This window comes from Methylobacterium sp. R2-1, from assembly GCF_014191355.1.
GTDB lineage: Bacteria > Pseudomonadota > Alphaproteobacteria > Rhizobiales > Beijerinckiaceae > Methylobacterium.
Window position 1 is genome coordinate 57,278 of the sequence record NZ_JACHWM010000014.1, and the last position, 17,342, is coordinate 74,619.

General features: G+C 68.5%; 15 protein-coding genes. 6 read left to right on the top strand and 9 right to left on the bottom strand.

Annotated elements, in window-relative coordinates; all coding sequences use genetic code 11:
* Nucleotides 1-135: 135 nt before the first annotated feature.
* The gene (locus tag FHU13_RS19325; protein WP_183437479.1) at nt 136-555 is read left to right on the top strand and encodes a response regulator; all 420 of its coding nucleotides are present in this window, start codon (nt 136-138) and stop codon (nt 553-555) included.
* A 33-nt stretch (nt 556-588) separates the two neighbouring features.
* Nucleotides 589-933: a photosystem reaction center subunit H gene (locus FHU13_RS19330; protein ID WP_183437480.1), complete on the top strand. Its 345-nt coding sequence runs from the start codon at nt 589-591 to the stop codon at nt 931-933.
* A 14-nt stretch (nt 934-947) separates the two neighbouring features.
* On the opposite strand, the gene bioD is transcribed toward FHU13_RS19330, so the two are convergent.
* The 9 genes from bioD to ileS all read right to left on the bottom strand — a co-directional run bounded on the left by bioD (nt 948) and on the right by ileS (nt 11,641).
* On the bottom strand, nt 948-1,628 hold the full coding sequence (gene bioD, locus FHU13_RS19335) for a dethiobiotin synthase (RefSeq protein WP_183437481.1): 681 nt from the start codon (nt 1,626-1,628) through the stop codon (nt 948-950).
* A gap of 155 nt (nt 1,629-1,783) precedes the next feature.
* The gene (locus FHU13_RS19340; RefSeq protein ID WP_183437482.1) at nt 1,784-2,557 is read right to left on the bottom strand and encodes a ferredoxin--NADP reductase; all 774 of its coding nucleotides are present in this window, start codon (nt 2,555-2,557) and stop codon (nt 1,784-1,786) included.
* 180 nt (nt 2,558-2,737) lie between these two features.
* Nucleotides 2,738-2,974 (bottom strand): DUF4431 domain-containing protein, encoded by a 237-nt coding sequence (locus tag FHU13_RS19345; RefSeq protein ID WP_183437483.1) that lies wholly within the window; start codon nt 2,972-2,974, stop codon nt 2,738-2,740.
* 274 nt (nt 2,975-3,248) lie between these two features.
* Nucleotides 3,249-4,181 carry a ring-cleaving dioxygenase gene (locus FHU13_RS19355; protein ID WP_183437485.1) on the bottom strand — a complete coding sequence of 311 codons (933 nt, stop codon included), beginning with the start codon at nt 4,179-4,181 and terminating at the stop codon, nt 3,249-3,251.
* A 183-nt stretch (nt 4,182-4,364) separates the two neighbouring features.
* Nucleotides 4,365-5,648 (bottom strand): M16 family metallopeptidase, encoded by a 1,284-nt coding sequence (locus FHU13_RS19360; protein ID WP_183437486.1) that lies wholly within the window; start codon nt 5,646-5,648, stop codon nt 4,365-4,367.
* 72 nt (nt 5,649-5,720) lie between these two features.
* Nucleotides 5,721-7,103, bottom strand: a complete 1,383-nt coding sequence (locus tag FHU13_RS19365) for a pitrilysin family protein (RefSeq protein ID WP_183437487.1) — start codon at nt 7,101-7,103, stop codon at nt 5,721-5,723.
* Between the two features lie 191 nt (nt 7,104-7,294).
* A complete protein-coding gene (locus FHU13_RS19370; RefSeq protein ID WP_183437488.1) occupies nt 7,295-7,987 on the bottom strand; it encodes a hypothetical protein in 693 nt (230 codons plus the stop codon).
* A 166-nt stretch (nt 7,988-8,153) separates the two neighbouring features.
* Nucleotides 8,154-8,669 carry a signal peptidase II gene (gene lspA / locus FHU13_RS19375; protein ID WP_183437489.1) on the bottom strand — a complete coding sequence of 172 codons (516 nt, stop codon included), beginning with the start codon at nt 8,667-8,669 and terminating at the stop codon, nt 8,154-8,156.
* Nucleotides 8,666-11,641, bottom strand: coding sequence for an isoleucine--tRNA ligase (gene ileS / locus FHU13_RS19380; protein ID WP_183437490.1), 2,976 nt, complete (start codon nt 11,639-11,641; stop codon nt 8,666-8,668). The genes lspA and ileS overlap by 4 nt, the downstream gene beginning before the upstream one ends.
* Before the next feature lie 526 nt (nt 11,642-12,167).
* Between ileS and FHU13_RS19385 the strand changes: the two genes are divergently transcribed.
* From FHU13_RS19385 to thrS, 4 genes are all read left to right on the top strand, one after another.
* Entirely contained in the window at nt 12,168-13,556 is a 1,389-nt protein-coding gene (locus FHU13_RS19385; RefSeq protein WP_183437491.1) for a dicarboxylate/amino acid:cation symporter, read from the top strand.
* Nucleotides 13,516-14,481, top strand: a complete 966-nt coding sequence (locus tag FHU13_RS19390; protein ID WP_183437492.1) for an ROK family protein — start codon at nt 13,516-13,518, stop codon at nt 14,479-14,481. Before FHU13_RS19385 ends, FHU13_RS19390 begins: the two co-directional genes overlap by 41 nt.
* Nucleotides 14,478-15,203 carry a hypothetical protein gene (locus FHU13_RS19395; protein ID WP_183437493.1) on the top strand — a complete coding sequence of 242 codons (726 nt, stop codon included), beginning with the start codon at nt 14,478-14,480 and terminating at the stop codon, nt 15,201-15,203. Before FHU13_RS19390 ends, FHU13_RS19395 begins: the two co-directional genes overlap by 4 nt.
* Before the next feature lie 110 nt (nt 15,204-15,313).
* The gene (gene thrS, locus FHU13_RS19400; RefSeq protein WP_183437494.1) at nt 15,314-17,341 is read left to right on the top strand and encodes a threonine--tRNA ligase; all 2,028 of its coding nucleotides are present in this window, start codon (nt 15,314-15,316) and stop codon (nt 17,339-17,341) included.
* The last annotated feature ends 1 nt before the right edge of the window (nt 17,342 follow it).

The window sequence follows — 17,342 nt, forward strand, 5'->3', positions numbered from 1 at the left end:
TCAAGGTTAACCAATCGGTTACCAAATGCGCGCAAATCGAAGCAATCACGGTGAACGCGGCCCTTCACGGCCCCGTTGGTCCGGCGATCCGCAAGCTCGGCCGTTGTCCGAGCACGGGTGAGTTGGAGTTCTGCCATGATCCCCTTCGCTTGCGCCCCCGCCGTCCTGCCCCCGTTCTCCCTTCCGCCGCACGCCGACACGATCCTCGTGGTCGAGGACGAATCCTTCGTCTGCGAGCTGGCCGCCGAGGCGCTGCTCGACGAAGGCTACCGGGTGCTGACCGCCGCCGATGCGGACGAGGCCGAGGCGATCCTGTCGAGCGAGCGCGTGGACCTGCTCTTCACCGATATCGATCTGGCCCGCAACACGAACGGCATCGCGCTGGCCCGTCGCGCCCGGCGTAGCCTGCCGCGCCTGCCCGTGGTCTATACCTCCGGAGGTCGCGATGGCCTGTCGCCCGCCGAGGCGGTGAACGAGTCGGTGTTCATGCCCAAGCCCTACCGCGCCGCGCAGCTCGTGGCCGTGACCAACGACCTGCTGCGCCACCGCGGCTGAGTTTCCCACCCTCAACCCATACGAGACGTGACCATGCGTCGCCTGATCGCCTGCGCCTTCCTGATGCTCGCCGCGATGCCGGCAGCAAGAGCCGAATGCGATGTCGAGGATACCGGGTTGGAGCCGGCCATCGCCGCGAAAAAAGAGCTCCAAGAAGCCAAGAACGCGCAGATCGTGCGCGATCTGCGCACCCTGCGCGACGCCGCGATCGTGCTCGAGTCCTACGGCTTCCCGAACGAGTGCAAGCGCCTCGTCTCGATCGTAAAGGGATTGGCCGCCAAGCCCGACGACACGATCAAGCGCAGCAGCGACACCGACGAGGAGAAGGCCGAGGAGATCCAGGAATCCCGCGAACCGAAGACCCCTCGCGGCCGCTAGGTTCAGTCCAGCTCTCAGTCCAAGGCGGCGAGACCGTCCGGAAAATCCCCGCCTCGCCTCAGGCAGACGACCGGTACGGATATGAAGCGCGCGATCTGCCCGGCGACCGTCTCCGGCGAGGTCGGCGCACCCTCGCTCTCGCTGACCACGATCCCGAGGAGCGGAACGCCGTGCGCCCGAAGCGTCTCGGCGGCGGTCAGCGCGTGGCTGATCGCCCCGAGATAGCTGCCGGACACCAGCAGGGCCGGGATCTCCTGTGATTTCAGCCAGTCGAGGCCGGTCGCGGCCTCGGTGATCGGGCTCATCACGCCGCCGACGCCCTCGATCACGACGGTCTCGCTCGCATCGGCCTCGGCGAGCCGCGACCGGCACCAATCGACGAGCTGGGTCAGCGCGAGGCTGCGCCCCTCGCGGGCGGCAGCAATATCGGGAGCCAGCGCAGCCGTGAAGCGCCAGGGTGAGCAGGCGGCCACCGTTTGAGGCGTCACGGCGAGCTCCTGCGCAGCGAGCAGCCGGCCGGTGTCGCTCTCGGCGAAGTCGGGATGGTCGAGCGGAGGAACGCCGCTCGCGAGCGGCTTGCACGCGCGCACCCGCCGGCCCCGGCCGCGCAGCCTGCGGACGAGGGCGGCGGTGGTGTAGGTCTTGCCGATCTCGGTGCCGGCGCCGACGACGAACAGGGCGGGCAAATGCGTCATATCGGGTGCGTCGGCGCTCAAATTCACCTGGTCACGACGCCCTGGATGGCTTCGCTCGCGATGACGAGGTGGGACGGTCACATCGTCATTGCGAGCGCCAGGGAAGCCATCCAGCGGCGCGACGCCGGCCGTTCTTCACTGAAGCCTGGAAGGCTTCACTTCTCGACGAAGGCCTTCTCGATCACGTAATGGGCCGCCTCGCCGTGGTTGCCTTCCTCGTAGCCGAGGCCGGTCAGCAGCTCGCGGGTGTCCTTGATCATCTCCGGCGAGCCGCACAGCATGAAGCGGTCGTTCTCGATCGACATGTTCGGCAGGCCGATATCCTCGAACAGCTTGCCCGAGGTCATCAGATCGGTGATCCGGCCGCGATTGCGGAACGGCTCGCGGGTCACCGTCGGGTAGTAGATGAGCTGGTTGGCAATCATCTCGCCGAGGAACTCGTGCTTCGGGAGCGTCTCCGTGATGGTCTCGCCGTAGGCCAGTTCCTGCACCTGACGGCAGCCATGGACCAGCACGACCTTCTCGAAGCGGTCGTAGGTCTCCGGATCCTTGATGATCGACAGGAAGGGGGCGAGCCCCGTGCCGGTGCCGAGCAGGTAGAGGTTCTTTCCGGGCAGGAGGTTGTCGAGCACCAGCGTGCCGGTCGGCTTCTTGCCGATCATGATCGGATCGCCGACCTTGAGGTGCTGCAGCTTCGAGGTGAGAGGGCCATTCGGCACCTTGATGGAGAAGAACTCCAGCTCCTCCTCGTAATTGGCCGACACGACCGAGTAGGCGCGCAGCAGCGGCCGGCCCTCGACCTCGATGCCGATCATCGTGAACTCGCCGTTGCGGAAGCGGAACGAGGGATCGCGCGTCGTGCGGAAGGAGAAGAGCGTGTCGGTCCAGTGGTGGACGGAGAGGACGCGCTCCTCGTTGTACTTGCTCATCGGCCGCAGGTTTCCCGATTGTCGAAGCGTCGAAACGGGGCTCTTCTCGCAGTCGCAGCATCCGCGTCAAGACGCAGCGCTGCCACAGCGGCTGAAATGTGAGTTTGTCTAGAACTGTTCTTGAAGCCGGTGCATGCCTGCCTTGGCGAGCGTGCATCGCACGTGGGCATGGCTCGGCTGTCAGCGGATCTCTTCGACCCGCACCTCGCTCATCACGATCGGCGTGTGATGATGGCCGGTATGGGCCGCGAAGACGGTACCCGACACGCGCACCGCTCGGCCGGGGGCGACCCCGAGCTGCCTGCGTGTGGCGGCCAGTTGCACCGCCCAGACGCCGGATACCGCTTCATCGAGGCCAGCCTCGTCGGCCCTGTTCGCCTCCATGCAGATGGGCTTGGGCAGCCGCAGCACCAGCACGGTCTCGGGCGTATCGCCCCGAGCGACGCTCTCCTAGTTCGGCGGCCCCGGATAGGTCTTGATCGACAGTCTCCCCGAGAGCGTCAGACGTTCGGTGTAGCGGAAGCAGGTAGCAGTCGCGCCGGCGCCCGTTCCGGAGGCGGGCGACGCGGCTGCCACCAGCAAGAGCATCAACCCAGCCGTGACACGCCGCATTCGCCGCCTCCCCCGCGTCGAATCGCCTTCGGCCCCGACCGTAGCATGCCCTGCGGCGGGTTCTTGCGGTTGCCTCGACCTAAAGCGGCTTAAGCCCCGCCTCGATCTCGGCCCGGCGCGGTTCGAGGAAGGGCGGCAAGGCGAGGCGGTCGCCGAGCGCTTCCATCGGTTCGTCGGTGGCAAAGCCCGGTCCGTCGGTGGCGATCTCGAACAGGATGCCGTTCGGCTCGCGGAAATACAGGCTGCGGAAGTAGTAGCGGTCCACGGGTCCGCTGGAAGGGATGCGCCGCTGCTTGAGGCGGTCGGCCCAAGCGTCGTAATCGGCGTCCGGAATGCGGAAGGCGACGTGGTGGACGGCGCCCGCGCCCTGGCGGGCCTGCGGGCCCGACCCTTTGAGAAGCTGGACCTCCGCCGCAGGGCCACCCGCGCCGGTCTCGAACACGGTCACCTCGCCCTCGGGCAGCTCGAATGTCCGGGCGCGGCGGAAGCCGAGGATCTGCGTCAGAACCGCCTCGGTGCGCTCGGGCTGCGAGACGGTGAGGCGGATCGGCCCCAGTCCCCGGATCTGGTGCTCGGGCGGCACCGGACTGCCCTCCCAAGCGTGCGCCTCACCCACGCCGCCGTCATCGATGAGGCTGAGGCGCTGGCCCTCACCGTCCTCGAAATCCAGGGTAAGGCGCCCGTCCCGCTCGATCGCCGGATGGTGGCTCACGCCCTGGCGGCCGAAATGCTCGCGCCACCAGTCGAAGCTCGCCGCGCCGCCGACGCGCAGCAGGGTGCGCGCGATGCTGTCGGTGCCGCGCTGTTCGGCCGGCGCCGGCCAGTCGAAGAAGGTGATGTCAGTGCCTGGCGAGGCGCGGCCGTCGGCGTAGAACAGGTGGTAGGCCGAGACATCGTCCTGATTGACCGTCTTCTTGACGAGGCGGAGCCCCAGCACGCGGGTGTAGAAGGCGAGATTGTCGGCCGCCCGCGCCGTGATGGCGGTGACGTGGTGGAGTCCGGTGAGCTGCATCGCTTGAGACCTCGCGCGAGAAGCGGGTTCGAGCCCACCAGATAGGGGTTCTGGGCGCCAGCCCAAGGCACCGGCCTCACGTCTTCACTCTACGGCAGGACAAGCCACTGATCAGGCATGAAAAAGGCCGGCCACGCGTTCCCGCGTGCCGGCCTCGTCCAGACCCGCTTCAGAAAGAACCGCTTACAGCCCCGTCGGCCGGCCGGCGGCGACCACCAGCATCCGGCCATCGCCAAGGGTGCGGGCGCCGGCCCGCCGGATGTCGGCCTGGGTCACACTTGCCACGAGGTCGTTGCGGCGGGCGATGTAGTCCATGCCGAGGCCCTCGAAGGCGATCTGCACGAGCTGGTTGGCGATCTTGGTCGAGGTGTCGAAGCCCAGTGCGTAGGAGCCGGTCAGGTAGTCCTTGGCCTTCTGCAACTCCTCGTCGGAGGGGCCGTCGGTGATGAGGCGGTGGATCTCGTCGCCGATCACGTCGAGGGCCTCGACCACGCGCTCGTTCTTGGTGGCGGTGTAGCCCCAGGTCATGGCCACCCCCCGGTGCGAAGTGAGCGAGGTGCCGACCGAGTAGGCCAGCCCGCGCTTCTCGCGCACCTCCTGGAACAAGCGCGAGGTAAAGGCGCCGCCGCCCAGGATGTGATTCAGCACATAGGCAGGGATGAAGTCGGGGTCGCGCCACGCCACACCCGGCAGGCCGAAGCGGATCACCGATTGTGGAACGTCGAGATCGACAACGATGCGCCGGCCGAGCTCATTGATGGCAGTCGGCGGCACGGGCTTGAGCGGGCCAGCCTCGGGCAGACCGCCGAAGGCGCGGGCGATCATCCCGGTGATCTCCGCCTCGTCGAAGGCGCCGACGGCGGCGACCTTGAGGCCGCCGCGTCCGATCACGGCACGGTGCAGGGCCACGAGGTCGTCGCGGGTGATCGCCGACAGGGTCTCCACGGTTCCGGCGGACGGGCGACCATAGGGGTGGCCCAGGAAAGCCTCGCGGAAGTATCGACGGGAGGCCAGCACGCCGGGATCGTTCTGCTGGTAGCGCAGGCCGGCGATCATCTGCGCCCGCACCCGCTCGATCGCCGGCGGGTCGAAGCGCGGCTCGGCGAGGGAAAGGCTGAGCAGGCGGATCGCCTCGTCGGCGTGTTTCGTCAGCGTCTTGAGCGAGCCACCGATGGAATCGGGTCCTGTGTGGAAGCTCAGCTCGATCGCACGGGCTGCCAGCGCCTCTTGGAAGGCGTCGGAATCGAGGTCGCCCGCGCCCTCGTCGAGGAGCCGCGCCATCATCTGCGCGGTGCCTGCCTTGCCCTCCGCGTCCTGCGCCGCACCGCCCTCGAAGGTGAAGGAGAGCGCGATCATCGGCACCACCGGCGAGGCGACGTGCCAAGCCTCGATGCCGGGGGCGGCCGCGAGCGGCAGCGCCTGAGTCGGCGAGGTCGCGATGCGGGTGCCGGTCTCGGCGAGATTCATCGGAAGTTCCTTAAAGCGTCTTTTCGCAAACGGCGCCCCCGGCCTTCCGGCGACGCGAAGAATCGGGTGGCCTCAGGCGACCGTCACGTCCGTGTCGTGCGCCTTGGTGAGGTAGCCGGTCACCGAGCGAGCGGGCACAAGGTAGCGGGCGGCGACCGCCACGAGCCGATCGCGGGTCACCGCCTCGATCTCGGTCGGCCAAGCGCGCACCTCCTCGACGGTCTCGCCGATCGCGAGCGCCGAGCCGTAGATGCGGGCGAGCGAGCTCTGCGAGTCGGAGGAGTAGACCGTCTCGGCCACGAGCCGGATCTTGGCCCGCTCGATCGCTTCCGGGTCGAGCGCCTCAGGGGCGCGGCGCAGCACGCGGTCGACGTGCTCCTCCAGGGCCTCCAGCGTCACGCCCTCGGCCGGCACGGCGTAGACGGCGAACCGCGTGTCGTCGATGGCCGAGCCCATGTACCAAGCGCCGGCATTCACGGCGACGCCCATCTCCAGCACCAGCTTGCGGTAGAGGAACGAGGTCGCACCGCCGCCGATCACCTCGGCGAGCAGTTCGAGGGCGTGACCCTCGCCGTCGCGGGCCGTCATGCAGGATGGGGTGAGGTAGAGGCGCTGCAGGGTCGGCTGCTCGACCTTCGGGTCGGCCACCGCGATGCGGCGCATCGCCCGCGGCTCCGGCTCGCGCGGGCGGGTCCGCAGGGGTCGCGCGCCTTGCGGCGTGACCCGGCCGTAGGTGTCCTCGGCCAGCCGCCGCACCTCGTCGGGCGTCACGTCGCCGGCGACGACCAGGATCGCGTTCTCGGGGGTGTAGAAGCGCTTGTAGTAGTCGATGGCGTGGGTGCGGTTCAGCTCCTCGATCTCGTGCATCCAGCCGATGATCGGGATGCCGTAGGGGTGGTGCACGAACAGCGAGGCCGCCATCGCCTCGGAGAGCTGCGCCGACGGGTCGGTCTCGACCCGCATGCGGCGCTCCTCCAGCACCACGTCGCGCTCGGGCGCCACCACGGCGTCGTCGAGAACGAGGCCGCTCATGCGGTCGGCCTCGAAACTCATCATGGTCGAGAGATGGTCGCGGGCGACGCGCTGGAAATAGGCGGTGTAGTCGTAGCTGGTGAAGGCGTTTTCCTGGCCGCCGAGCGACGACACCGCCTTCGAGAAGGCGCCGGCCGGATGCCGCTCCGTGCCCTTGAACATCAGGTGTTCGAGGAAGTGGGCGATGCCGGACTGGCCGATCGGATCATCCGCCGAGCCGTTGCGGTACCAGATCATGTGGGTCGCCACCGGCGCACGGTGGTCCGGCACCACCACCACGTCGAGCCCATTATCAAGCACGAAGGCGGAGACCTCCGGGCCGCCGGCCTCGGAGCGCCCGAACGGGGCGGCGTCCACGCGACCGGCGTGGTTCAGGCCTCGCTGCGGTCCCACGGGCGCGATGGCCTTCCGGTAGAGGTGCATCCTGCTGTCCTTTGCGGGGGCTCTTCCGCCCTCCGCGCTTTCCGTCTCAAGAGTCCCGGCATTGTCCCGAGATTGGTCGCCGGTGGCAAATCCCATACCGCGCGACGTGTCCGCGCGGTGACAGTCCGTCCAAACGCCCGGCGAGTTCGCGAGCCCTTCGAGGCGCGGAAAGGCGCGAAGGACGCTGGCGCTCAGCGCCCGGACGGATTCCTGATATAGGCACGCGGATCGGCTTCGTCGCGGTCGTTGATCGGACCGCCGACGGGGCCGCCCTGCGGCTTGGCCACCTTGATCGGCGCCTTGCGGTAGCCGGTGGGCGGATCGGTCAGCGTATCGCGGTCGGGCTCGACCAGCGAGGGCTCGGTCTTGTCGGGCGTCCCCTTAAGGAGCTCGAACGGGCTGAGCCAGGTCGAGGTGCGGGTATCGCCCTCGCCGGGCGTGTTCGCCGGCCCGGACAGGCCGCCGGCGCCGGCACGACGGCCAGCGTCCATCTCGTAGACCGAGAGCGTCTCGTTGTTGTCGTTCATGCGCCCCTGGGCGCCACGCACGATCGGCTTCTTCGCCTCGACGGCGGCACGCTCGCGCTGGATCAGCTCAGGGTCCTTCGGCCACGCCGGATCCGCCTGACGGGCGCGCGGCACGGGCAGGCCGGCAGTCAGGTCCTCCTTGCCGCCGAGCTTCGGCGGCATGGCGAGCGGCGCGCGCTCACGATAGGTGATAGCGGGGCGATCCGGCTCGATCAGGCCGAGATTGCTCAGCGTGTCGCGCATGAACTCACCCTCGGCGCGGGCCGCGCCGACGGCGAGGCACGGCATCAGAGCCGCACTCAAGGCCAAGGGACGGATCGATCCGAAAGCCCGCGAGACGCTGCGCCGCCCGTTCATGCGATGTTCCCCAAGGTTTCAAGGACCGGCTCCGCCCGCTTTTCATCCGGGGCAGTCAGCCGGAGGGCGATTCAAGGTGAATCGCGGACCGAGACCTTCGCAACCGAGGTGAGCCGGGTTTCGGGCGAAGGTATGGCGCCTTGACGCGGCCGGGACGGGCTTCGCCTCAAGCCTGGGGACGGCCGCCGTTCTCCGCGACGTCGGCCCGGGACGCGCGCCCGGCGGGCCGCAGGCTGTCGATGATCAAACCGATGACGCCCGCGACGATGGCCGCATCCGCCACGTTGAACACGTACCAGGACCAAGTGCCGGCATGAAGGTGGACGAAGTCGAACACGGCGCCGTAGGCCGCCCGGTCGATGGCATTGCCGAGCGCGCCGCCGACGATGAGGCCCAGCGCCACGGCGAGCAGCCGCGAGCCGGATCGATACATCCAGACCGACAAGCCGATTGCGGCCGCGAGCGAGACGCCGACGAGCAGCCAGCGCCCGAACCCGCCCTCCTGCTGGAACAGGCCGTAGGAGACACCCCGGTTCCAGACGACGACGAAGTCCGCGAACGGCGCCAGCCGCCAGGGCTGTGTCATCACGAGATCGGTGCCGAAATAGAGCCAGAGCTTGGAGGCCTGATCGAGGACCAGCGTGGCCAGTGCCGCGATCAGGCCGAAGCGGAAGGGAGTCACGCCGCCTCCGGATGGGCTGCATCCCACTCCCGCAGGGCTTTGGCATCGCGGGGCGTCACGTCAGGATAGTCCGCATCGGCACCGACCTCGGGCGTGACCCGCCAGGAGCGGGCGCATTTGGTTCCGGACGCGCGCTCGGGCACCACCGCAACGCCCTTCACCTCGTCGAGGCGGAAGGCCTCCATCGGCCCCTCGCCGGGGCGGACAGTGATCGCCGAGGTGATGCAGACATCGGCGAAATCGACGCCGTCGAGGGCGCCGAGCAGGTCGGGGTCGGCGACGTAGACGGTGGGGGCCGCCTCCAGGCTCGCGCCGATGCGCTTGGCCGCGCGCTCGATCTCGAGCGCGCCGGTGACAACACGGCGGACCTTGCGCACCTTCTGCCAGCGGGCAGCGAGCGCCTCGTCGCGCCACTCGGCGGGCGTCTCCGGCAGGGTCTGGAGATGCACCGAGCCGTCCTGCGACGGGTAGCGGTCGAGCCACGCCTCTTCCGCCGTGAAGGCGAGGACCGGCGCGAGCCAGATCATGACCCGGCGGAACGCCTCGTCGATGACCTGCAGCGCGGCGCGGCGGGTCACCGAGGAGATCGGATCGCAGTAGAGCGCGTCCTTCCGCACGTCGAAGTAGAAGGCCGAGAGGTCGCCGGTCATGAAGCCGTTGAGCAGCGCGACGATCCGCTTGGTGTCGAAGGCCGCGTAGGCCTCGCGGATCTCGCCGTCGAGCTGCGCGAGGCGGTGCAGGATGAAGCGCTCGAGCTCCGGCATCTCGGCGAAGGGGACGTCGTCGCCCGGGACCCGATGGGCGAGCGAGCCGAGCATCCAGCGCAAGCTGTTGCGCAGCTTGCGATAGGTCTCGGCGAAGGTCTTCACGATCTCCGGCCCGATGCGCAGGTCGTCCGAGTAGTCGGCCGCCGCGACCCAGAGGCGGAGGATGTCGGCGCCCGATTCCTTGATGACGTTCTGCGGCGCGACGACGTTGCCGCGCGACTTCGACATCTTCTCGCCCTTGGCGTCGAGAACGAAGCCGTGGGTCAGAACCACGTCGTAGGGGGCGTGGCCCCGTGTGCCGCAGGATTCGAGCAGCGAGGACTGGAACCAGCCTCGGTGCTGATCGGAGCCTTCGAGATACATCACCGTATCGGGCCCGCCATCGACGGCGCGGCGGATGCCGGCGAGGCTGGGGAAGGCTTGAGGATCGTCGAGCACGAAGGCATGGGTCGAGCCGGAGTCGAACCAGACGTCGAGAACGTCCGTCACCTTTTCGTACCTGGCCGGATCGTGCTCGGGCGCGAGGAAACGCTCCGTGGCGCCGTCCGCGAACCACGCATCCGCGCCCTCTTGCGCAAAGGCCTCGGCGATGCGGGCGTTCACCGCCTCGTCGCGCAGCACCGCCCCGGTCTCGCGCTCGACGAAGACGGTGATCGGCACGCCCCAGGCGCGTTGGCGCGAGACCACCCAGTCGGGCCGGCCCGCGACCATGCCGTTGATGCGGTTCTTGCCTTGCGGCGGAACCCACTGCGTCTGCTCGATCGCGTGCAAAGCCGTCTCGCGAAGCGTGCGGTTGCCGAGCGCGTCCACCGGCCGGTCCATGGCGATGAACCATTGCGGCGTGTTGCGGAACAGGACCGGCTTCTTCGAGCGCCAGGAATGCGGGTACTGGTGGCGCAGAACCCCGCGGGCGACCAGCGCGCCGACTTCGGTCAGCGCGGCGATGACCGCCTTGTTGGCGTCGCCCTTCTCGCCCTTGTCGTTGAAGACGCGCCGACCGGTGAAGCCGGGCGCCTCCTTTGTGAGCGCCCCGTCGGCATCGACGGTGTAGGGGATGCGAGTGTCGATGCCGGCTTCCGTGAGGCGGCGGCCATTGGCCATCCAGACCTCGAAATCCTCGCGGCCGTGGCTCGGCGCCGTGTGAACGAAGCCGGTGCCGGCCTCGTCGGTGACGTGGTCACCGTCGAGCATCGGCACGGGGAAGCCGTAGCCGGGATCGAAGGGGGCCAGCGGGTGTGACAGGGTGAGCCCGGCGAGGCTCGCCGCCGGTACGTCGGCCACGCGCTCGTAGGCCTCGACGCGGGCGGCCTTGAACACGCCCTCGGCGAGCGCGTCGGCGAGTAGGTAGCTGTCACCAACCTTCGCCCAGTTGTCCGCGGCCGCATCAGTGACACGGTAGAGCCCGTAGGCCACACGCTTCGAGTAGGCGACGGCGCGGTTGGCCGGCAGCGTCCAGGGCGTGGTCGTCCAGATCACGACGCGGGCGCCGGCGAGCTCGGACGGGGCGCCCTCGCGGATCGGGAACGCCACGAACACCGTGTCGCTGACATGCTCCTCGTACTCGACCTCGGCCTCGGCGAGCGCGGTCTTCTCCACCACCGACCACATCACCGGCTTCGAGCCGCGATAGAGTTGGCCGCTCACCGCGAACTTCATCAGCTCCGAGGCGATACGCGCCTCGGCAGGATACGCCATGGTCGAATAGGGATGGTCCCAGTCGCCGGCGACGCCGAGCCGCTTGAACTCTTCCCTCTGGATGTTCAGCCACTCGGCCGCGAAAGCCCGGCATTGCTGGCGGAACTCCAGGACCGGCACCTCGTCCTTGTTCTTTCCCTTCGAGCGATACTGCTCCTCGATCTTCCACTCGATTGGCAGGCCGTGGCAGTCCCAGCCCGGCACGTAACCCGCGTCGCGGCCGAGCGCGCCCTGGGAGCGGACAACGACGTCCTTGAGGATCTTGTTGAGCGCGTGGCCGATATGGATGTTGCCGTTGGCGTAAGGCGGTCCGTCATGCAGCACGAAGCGCGGGCGCCCCTTCGCGGCGGCGCGGATTTTTTCGTAGAGGTCGATCTTCGCCCAGCGCTCCAGCAGGAGCGGCTCCCGGGTGGGTAGCCCCGCGCGCATCGGGAAGTCGGTCTTCGGGAGAAACAGGGTTCGCGAATAATCGCGGGCGGCCGCAGGGGCAGCGCTGGTCTGGTCGCTCATGGGGGTTCGGCTGGATTCTCGTCGCGAAGGACGGCGATAGGGGAACGGGCGGAGGGCTTCACCCGGCATCCGGGGCGGCCGCCAATGCGGCGCCTTACGCGGAAGCCGGGCCCGTAATTCGCGTCGCGCTGGAGATGAGGCCGAACATGCTGTGCTTCTAGAGCGCTCCCCCGCCAAGGGGAAGGGCTTACGACAAGGGCCCGCATGACGGCTGGGAGGAAGTCGGCCGACCGCCGTTGCGGGAAGCCAAACGCCAATCCCTCACGTCTCTCGAACACCGTTAATCCATCGACATGCATGCGGCATCGGACCGCCTCGCCCTTGCATGAACACCACATCCTTGCCATCAGCCCGGCCCAAGCGCGGCCGCGGCGGGCAGCGAAGCCGTGTTGGGCTGCCCGAGGCGTCATCAGTTACAAAGGCGGCGCCGACTACCGGGGCGCGATTGAGGACTGAAATTAAAGAGACTAGCGTCCGGTCTAAGCCGCCCGGGCGAGGCCGCGCAACACGGTATCGGTGAGGAAACATGGCTCATTCCGCAACGCACGATGCGGGCGCGCACGCCGCGCACGTGCCCTGGTACCGGGTGCTCTACATCCAGGTGCTGATCGCCATCGTGCTGGGTGTCCTGCTCGGCTGGCTCAGCCCGAAAACGGGCGTGTCGCTCAAGTGGCTCGGCGACGGCTTCATCGCGCTGATCAAGATGCTGATCGCGCCGATCATCTTCTGCACCATCGTCCACGGCATCGCCTCGATCGGCGATCTCAAGAAGGTCGGCCGGGTCGGCCTGAAGGCCCTGATCTACTTCGAGGTGGTCTCCTCCCTGGCGCTTCTCATCGGCATCATCGTCGGCGAGGTGATCCAGCCGGGCGCCGGCTTCGGCGCCGACGTATCGAAGCTCGATGCCAAGGCGGTCGAGGGCTATGCCAGCAAGGCAGCGGCCGATTCGACGGTCGCCCACATCCTCGGCATCATTCCCAAGAGCTTCTTCGACGCCTTCGCCACCGGCGACCTGCTTCAGGTCCTGCTGGTCGCAATGCTGACCGGCGTCGTGCTCACCGGCATGGGCGAGAAGGGTGCCGGCATCACCCGCGGCATCGACGCGGCGGGTCAGGTCTTCTTCCGCATCATCGGCCTCATCGTGAAGCTCGCGCCCATCGGCGCCTTCGGTGCGATGGCCTTCACGGTCGGCCAGTACGGCATCGGCAAGGTCATCGACCTCGCTTGGCTGGTCGGCACCTTCTACACCACGTCGCTGCTGTTCATCTTCGTCGTGCTCGGCGGCATCGCGGCCTTCGCCGGCTTCTCGATCATCAAGTTCCTCGCCTACATCAAGGACGAGTTGCTGATCGTGCTCGGCACTTCGTCCTCCGAGACCGTGCTGCCGCACATGATGACCAAGATGAAGCGCCTCGGTGCCTCGGACTCGGTCGTCGGCCTCGTCATCCCGACGGGCTACTCGTTCAACCTCGACGGCACCAACATCTACATGACGCTCACCACCCTGTTCCTTGCGCAGGCGGTGGGCGCCGATCTCTCGTTCGGGCAGTACGCGACGATCTTCCTCGTGGCGATGCTGACCTCGAAGGGCGCCTCCGGCGTGACCGGCGCCGGCTTCATCACGCTCGCCGCGACGCTCGCCGCCATCCCGGGCAACCCGGTGCCGGTGGCGGCAATGACCCTGGTGCTCGGCGTCGACAAGTTCATGTCGGAGTGCCGCGCGCTGACCAACCTCATCGGCAACGGCGTGGCCACCATCGTCGTCTCCCGCTGGGAGGGCGAGCTCGACACGAAGAAGCTCGCCGAGGTGATGGCGCATCCGGTCTCGATCGGCACCGAGATCTCGGACGAGGCGCCGGAAGGCCCCGGCGAGGATGCGCCCCCCACCGCTCCGAAGGCCGTGGCGGCGCAGTAAGCGTCCCTTGGCCTCCGATCGGTTGCGCATCGGGATCGATCTCGGCGGCACCAAGATCGCCGGGATCGTCCTCGATGCCGACAGGGCGACGCGCGCGGAGACCCGCGTGCCGACGCCGCGGGGCGACTATGCTGGTACCCTCGACGCCATCGGCGGCCTCGTCGCTGAACTGGAGCGGCAGGCCGGTGCGGCGGGGGCGAGCGTCGGCGTCGGCATGCCCGGCGCGATCTCCCGTGCCACGGGCCTGATCAAGAATGCCAACTCGGTCTGGCTGAACGGCCGGCCGTTCGCCCAGGATCTCGCCATTCAGCTGGGCCGTCCGGTGCGCGTCGAGAACGACGCCAATTGCCTCGCCGTCTCGGAAGCGGTGGATGGGGCCGGTGCGGGCGAGGCCATCGTCTGGGCGATCATCCTCGGCACCGGCGTCGGCTCCGGGATCGCGCTGCGCGGGCAAGCGCTGACGGGCCGCAACGCCATTGCCGGAGAATGGGGCCACAATCCGCTCCCCCAGCCCCGCGACGACGAGCGCCCCGGCCCCGCCTGCTATTGCGGCCGCCACGGTTGCATCGAGACGTGGCTCTCGGGTCCCGGCCTCGCCGCCGATTTCTTCCGCAGCACGGGCGAACGCCGGAGCGGTGAGGAGATCGTCGCGCGCGCTCAGTCCGGAGACGCGGCCGCCGCCGCGGCGATGGCGCGCCACCGCGACCGGCTCGGTCGCGGCATCGCCCACGTGGTCAACATCCTCGACCCCGACGTGATCGTGCTCGGCGGCGGCCTCTCGCGGGTCGAAGGCCTCGTCGCCGCGCTGCCGGGAGCAATCGCGCCGCACGTCTTCTCCGACGCCTTCGACACGCCGGTGCGGGCAAGCCTGCACGGCGACGCCTCGGGCGTGCGCGGCGCGGCGTGGCTCTGGGGCACGACATGATCGGCTGGCTCCGCCGCCTTCTCGGCCAAGCCCGCTCGCCCGCGCCGCCCATGCAGCCGTGGGAACCGGAGCCGCCACTGCCGCAGCCGCGCAGCGAGGCGGAGATCGACGCCGTCGAGGCGGCCCTGGAGGGCTTGATCGCCGCCGGCCTCCGCCTCGGTCCTCACTACGAAGGATTGGACCGGCGTGCTGTCGCGCGGGCCATGGCGGAGCATTCCGAATTCGCCCTCGGCGACGACAACGAGACCCTACGCTTGACCGAACGAAGCGCGGAGGCGCTGTCGATCGACATCCTGTGGAGCCACCGCGCCCTGGCGGACGGGATCGAGGACGAATTCGCCAACGCGGCGATCTTCGTCGATCACTGCTACGACGGGGCCAGTTCGGAGACCTACCGCGCGCTGTTCACCCGGCTGATCGAAATCGCCGGGGTCTGGACCTGCCGCGGCATCACCGTCTCCCCCGTGCCGGGGCTCGGCCCCTACGGCCACGGCTTTCGCGTCGGGTTCGAGACCGAGCCGCCGATCCCGCCCCTCACCGTCCCGGCCGACAAGAACTTCGACTGGAGCCTGCTCGAACAACTCGACACGTGCCGGCCGGCGGGCGAGCGGCGGCGCTTCCGGGTCGCCGCGGATGGTGGGGCGGGGCTGGTGATGTTCCTCGAAGACGCCGAAGCCCGGGCAATCGCTCTGCGCCTCGGCTGGGGTCCGGAGGATCTCTGAGGGCCGCCGCGTCGCACGGATAGTAAGTCAGCATTGACTTACCAAGCGCGCCTTCCGAAAACCCGCCGTCCCCTCCGCGGGGCGCAGCTTACGAAAAATACGGTCCCATCATGCCCATCCTGACCTTCCCCGACGGCAACACCCGCGCCTTTGAGGCCGCGGTGACCGGCCGGACCGTGGTGGAGGGCATTGCCAAGTCGCTCGCCAAGCGCACGGTCGCCATGGCGCTCGACGGCACGGTGTGCGACCTCGACGACACGATCGAGCGGGACGCCGCGATCGAGTTCATCTCGCGCGACGATCCGCGCGCGCTGGAGCTGATCCGCCACGACTGTGCCCACGTGCTGGCGGAAGCCGTGCAAGCGCTGTGGCCCGGTACGCAGGTGACGATCGGCCCGGTGATCGAGAACGGCTTCTACTACGACTTCGCCAAGGAAGAGCCGTTCACGCCCGAGGACTTCCCGAAGATCGAGGCGAAGATGCGCGAGATCATTTCGCGCGACGCGCCCTTCACCAAGGAAGTGTGGAAGCGCGACGACGTGAAAAAGCTCTTCGCTGACAAGGGCGAGAGCTACAAGGTCGAGTTGGTCGACGCGATTCCGCCGGGCGAGGACCTCAAGATCTACCGCCAGGGCGAGTGGTTCGACCTCTGCCGCGGCCCGCACATGACCTCGACGGGCAAGGTCGGCGCGGCCTTCAAGCTGATGAAGGTCGCGGGCGCCTATTGGCGGGGTGATTCCAATAACCCGATGCTGACGCGCATCTACGGCACCGCCTGGTCCTCTCAGGGAGATCTCGACGCCTACCTGCACCGGCTGGAGGAGGCCGAGCGCCGCGACCACCGCCGGCTCGGCAAGGAGATGGACCTCTTCCACTTCCAGGAGGAGGGACCGGGCGTCGTGTTCTGGCACGCCAAGGGCTGGACGATCTTCCAGGAGCTGATCGCCTACATGCGCCGACGCCTGAAGGGCGATTACGCCGAGGTGAACGCCCCGCAGATCCTCGACAAGTCGCTGTGGGAGACTTCCGGCCACTGGGGCTGGTACCGCGAGAACATGTTCGCCGCCCAATCCGCCGGCGAGGAGGCCGAGGACAAGCGCTGGTTCGCCCTCAAGCCCATGAACTGCCCGGGCCACGTGCAGATCTTCAAGCACGGCCTGAAATCCTACCGCGACCTGCCCCTGCGCATGGCCGAGTTCGGCGTGGTCCACCGCTACGAGCCGTCCGGCGCCATGCACGGCCTGATGCGGGTGCGCGGCTTCACCCAGGACGATGCGCACATCTTCTGCACCGAGGACCAGCTCGCCGCCGAGTGCCTGAAGATCAACGACCTGATCCTCTCGACCTACGCGGATTTCGGATTCGACCAGATCCTGGTGAAGCTCTCGACGCGGCCGGAGAAGCGCGTCGGCTCCGACGCCCTGTGGGATCACGCCGAAGCGGTGATGACGCGGGTGCTGGCGCAGATCGAGGAGCAGTCCGGCGGGCGGATCAAGACCGCGGTCAATCCCGGCGAGGGCGCGTTCTACGGGCCGAAATTCGAGTACGTGCTGCGCGATGCCATCGGCCGCGACTGGCAGTGTGGCACCACGCAGGTGGATTTCAACCTGCCGGAGCGGTTCGACGCCAGCTACATCGACGCCGACAGCCAGAAGAAGCCGCCGGTGATGATCCACCGCGCCATCTGCGGCTCGATGGAGCGCTTCACCGGCATCCTGATCGAGCATTTCGCCGGCCATTTCCCGCTCTGGCTCGCGCCGGTGCAGGTGGTGGTGGCGACGATCACCAGCGACGCCGATTCCTACGCCCGAGACGTCGTGCGCGTTCTGGAGCGCGCCGGGCTCCGGGTCGAAGCCGACCTGCGCAACGAGAAGATCAACTACAAGGTCCGTGAGCACTCGCTGGCCAAGGTGCCGGTGCTGCTGGCGCTCGGCCGCCGCGAGGCGGAGGAGCGCACGGTCTCGGTGCGGCGCATGGGAAGCCAGAAGACCACCACGATGGCTCTCGACGCGGCGCTCGCCGCCTTCGTCGAGGAAGCGACCTCCCCGGACCGCCGCCGGGCCGAGGCCGCCGCCGAGAGCCTCCCGAGCACCGACACGGTGCTCGACGGCCAGCACATCGAGCTTCCGGCGCCCTGAT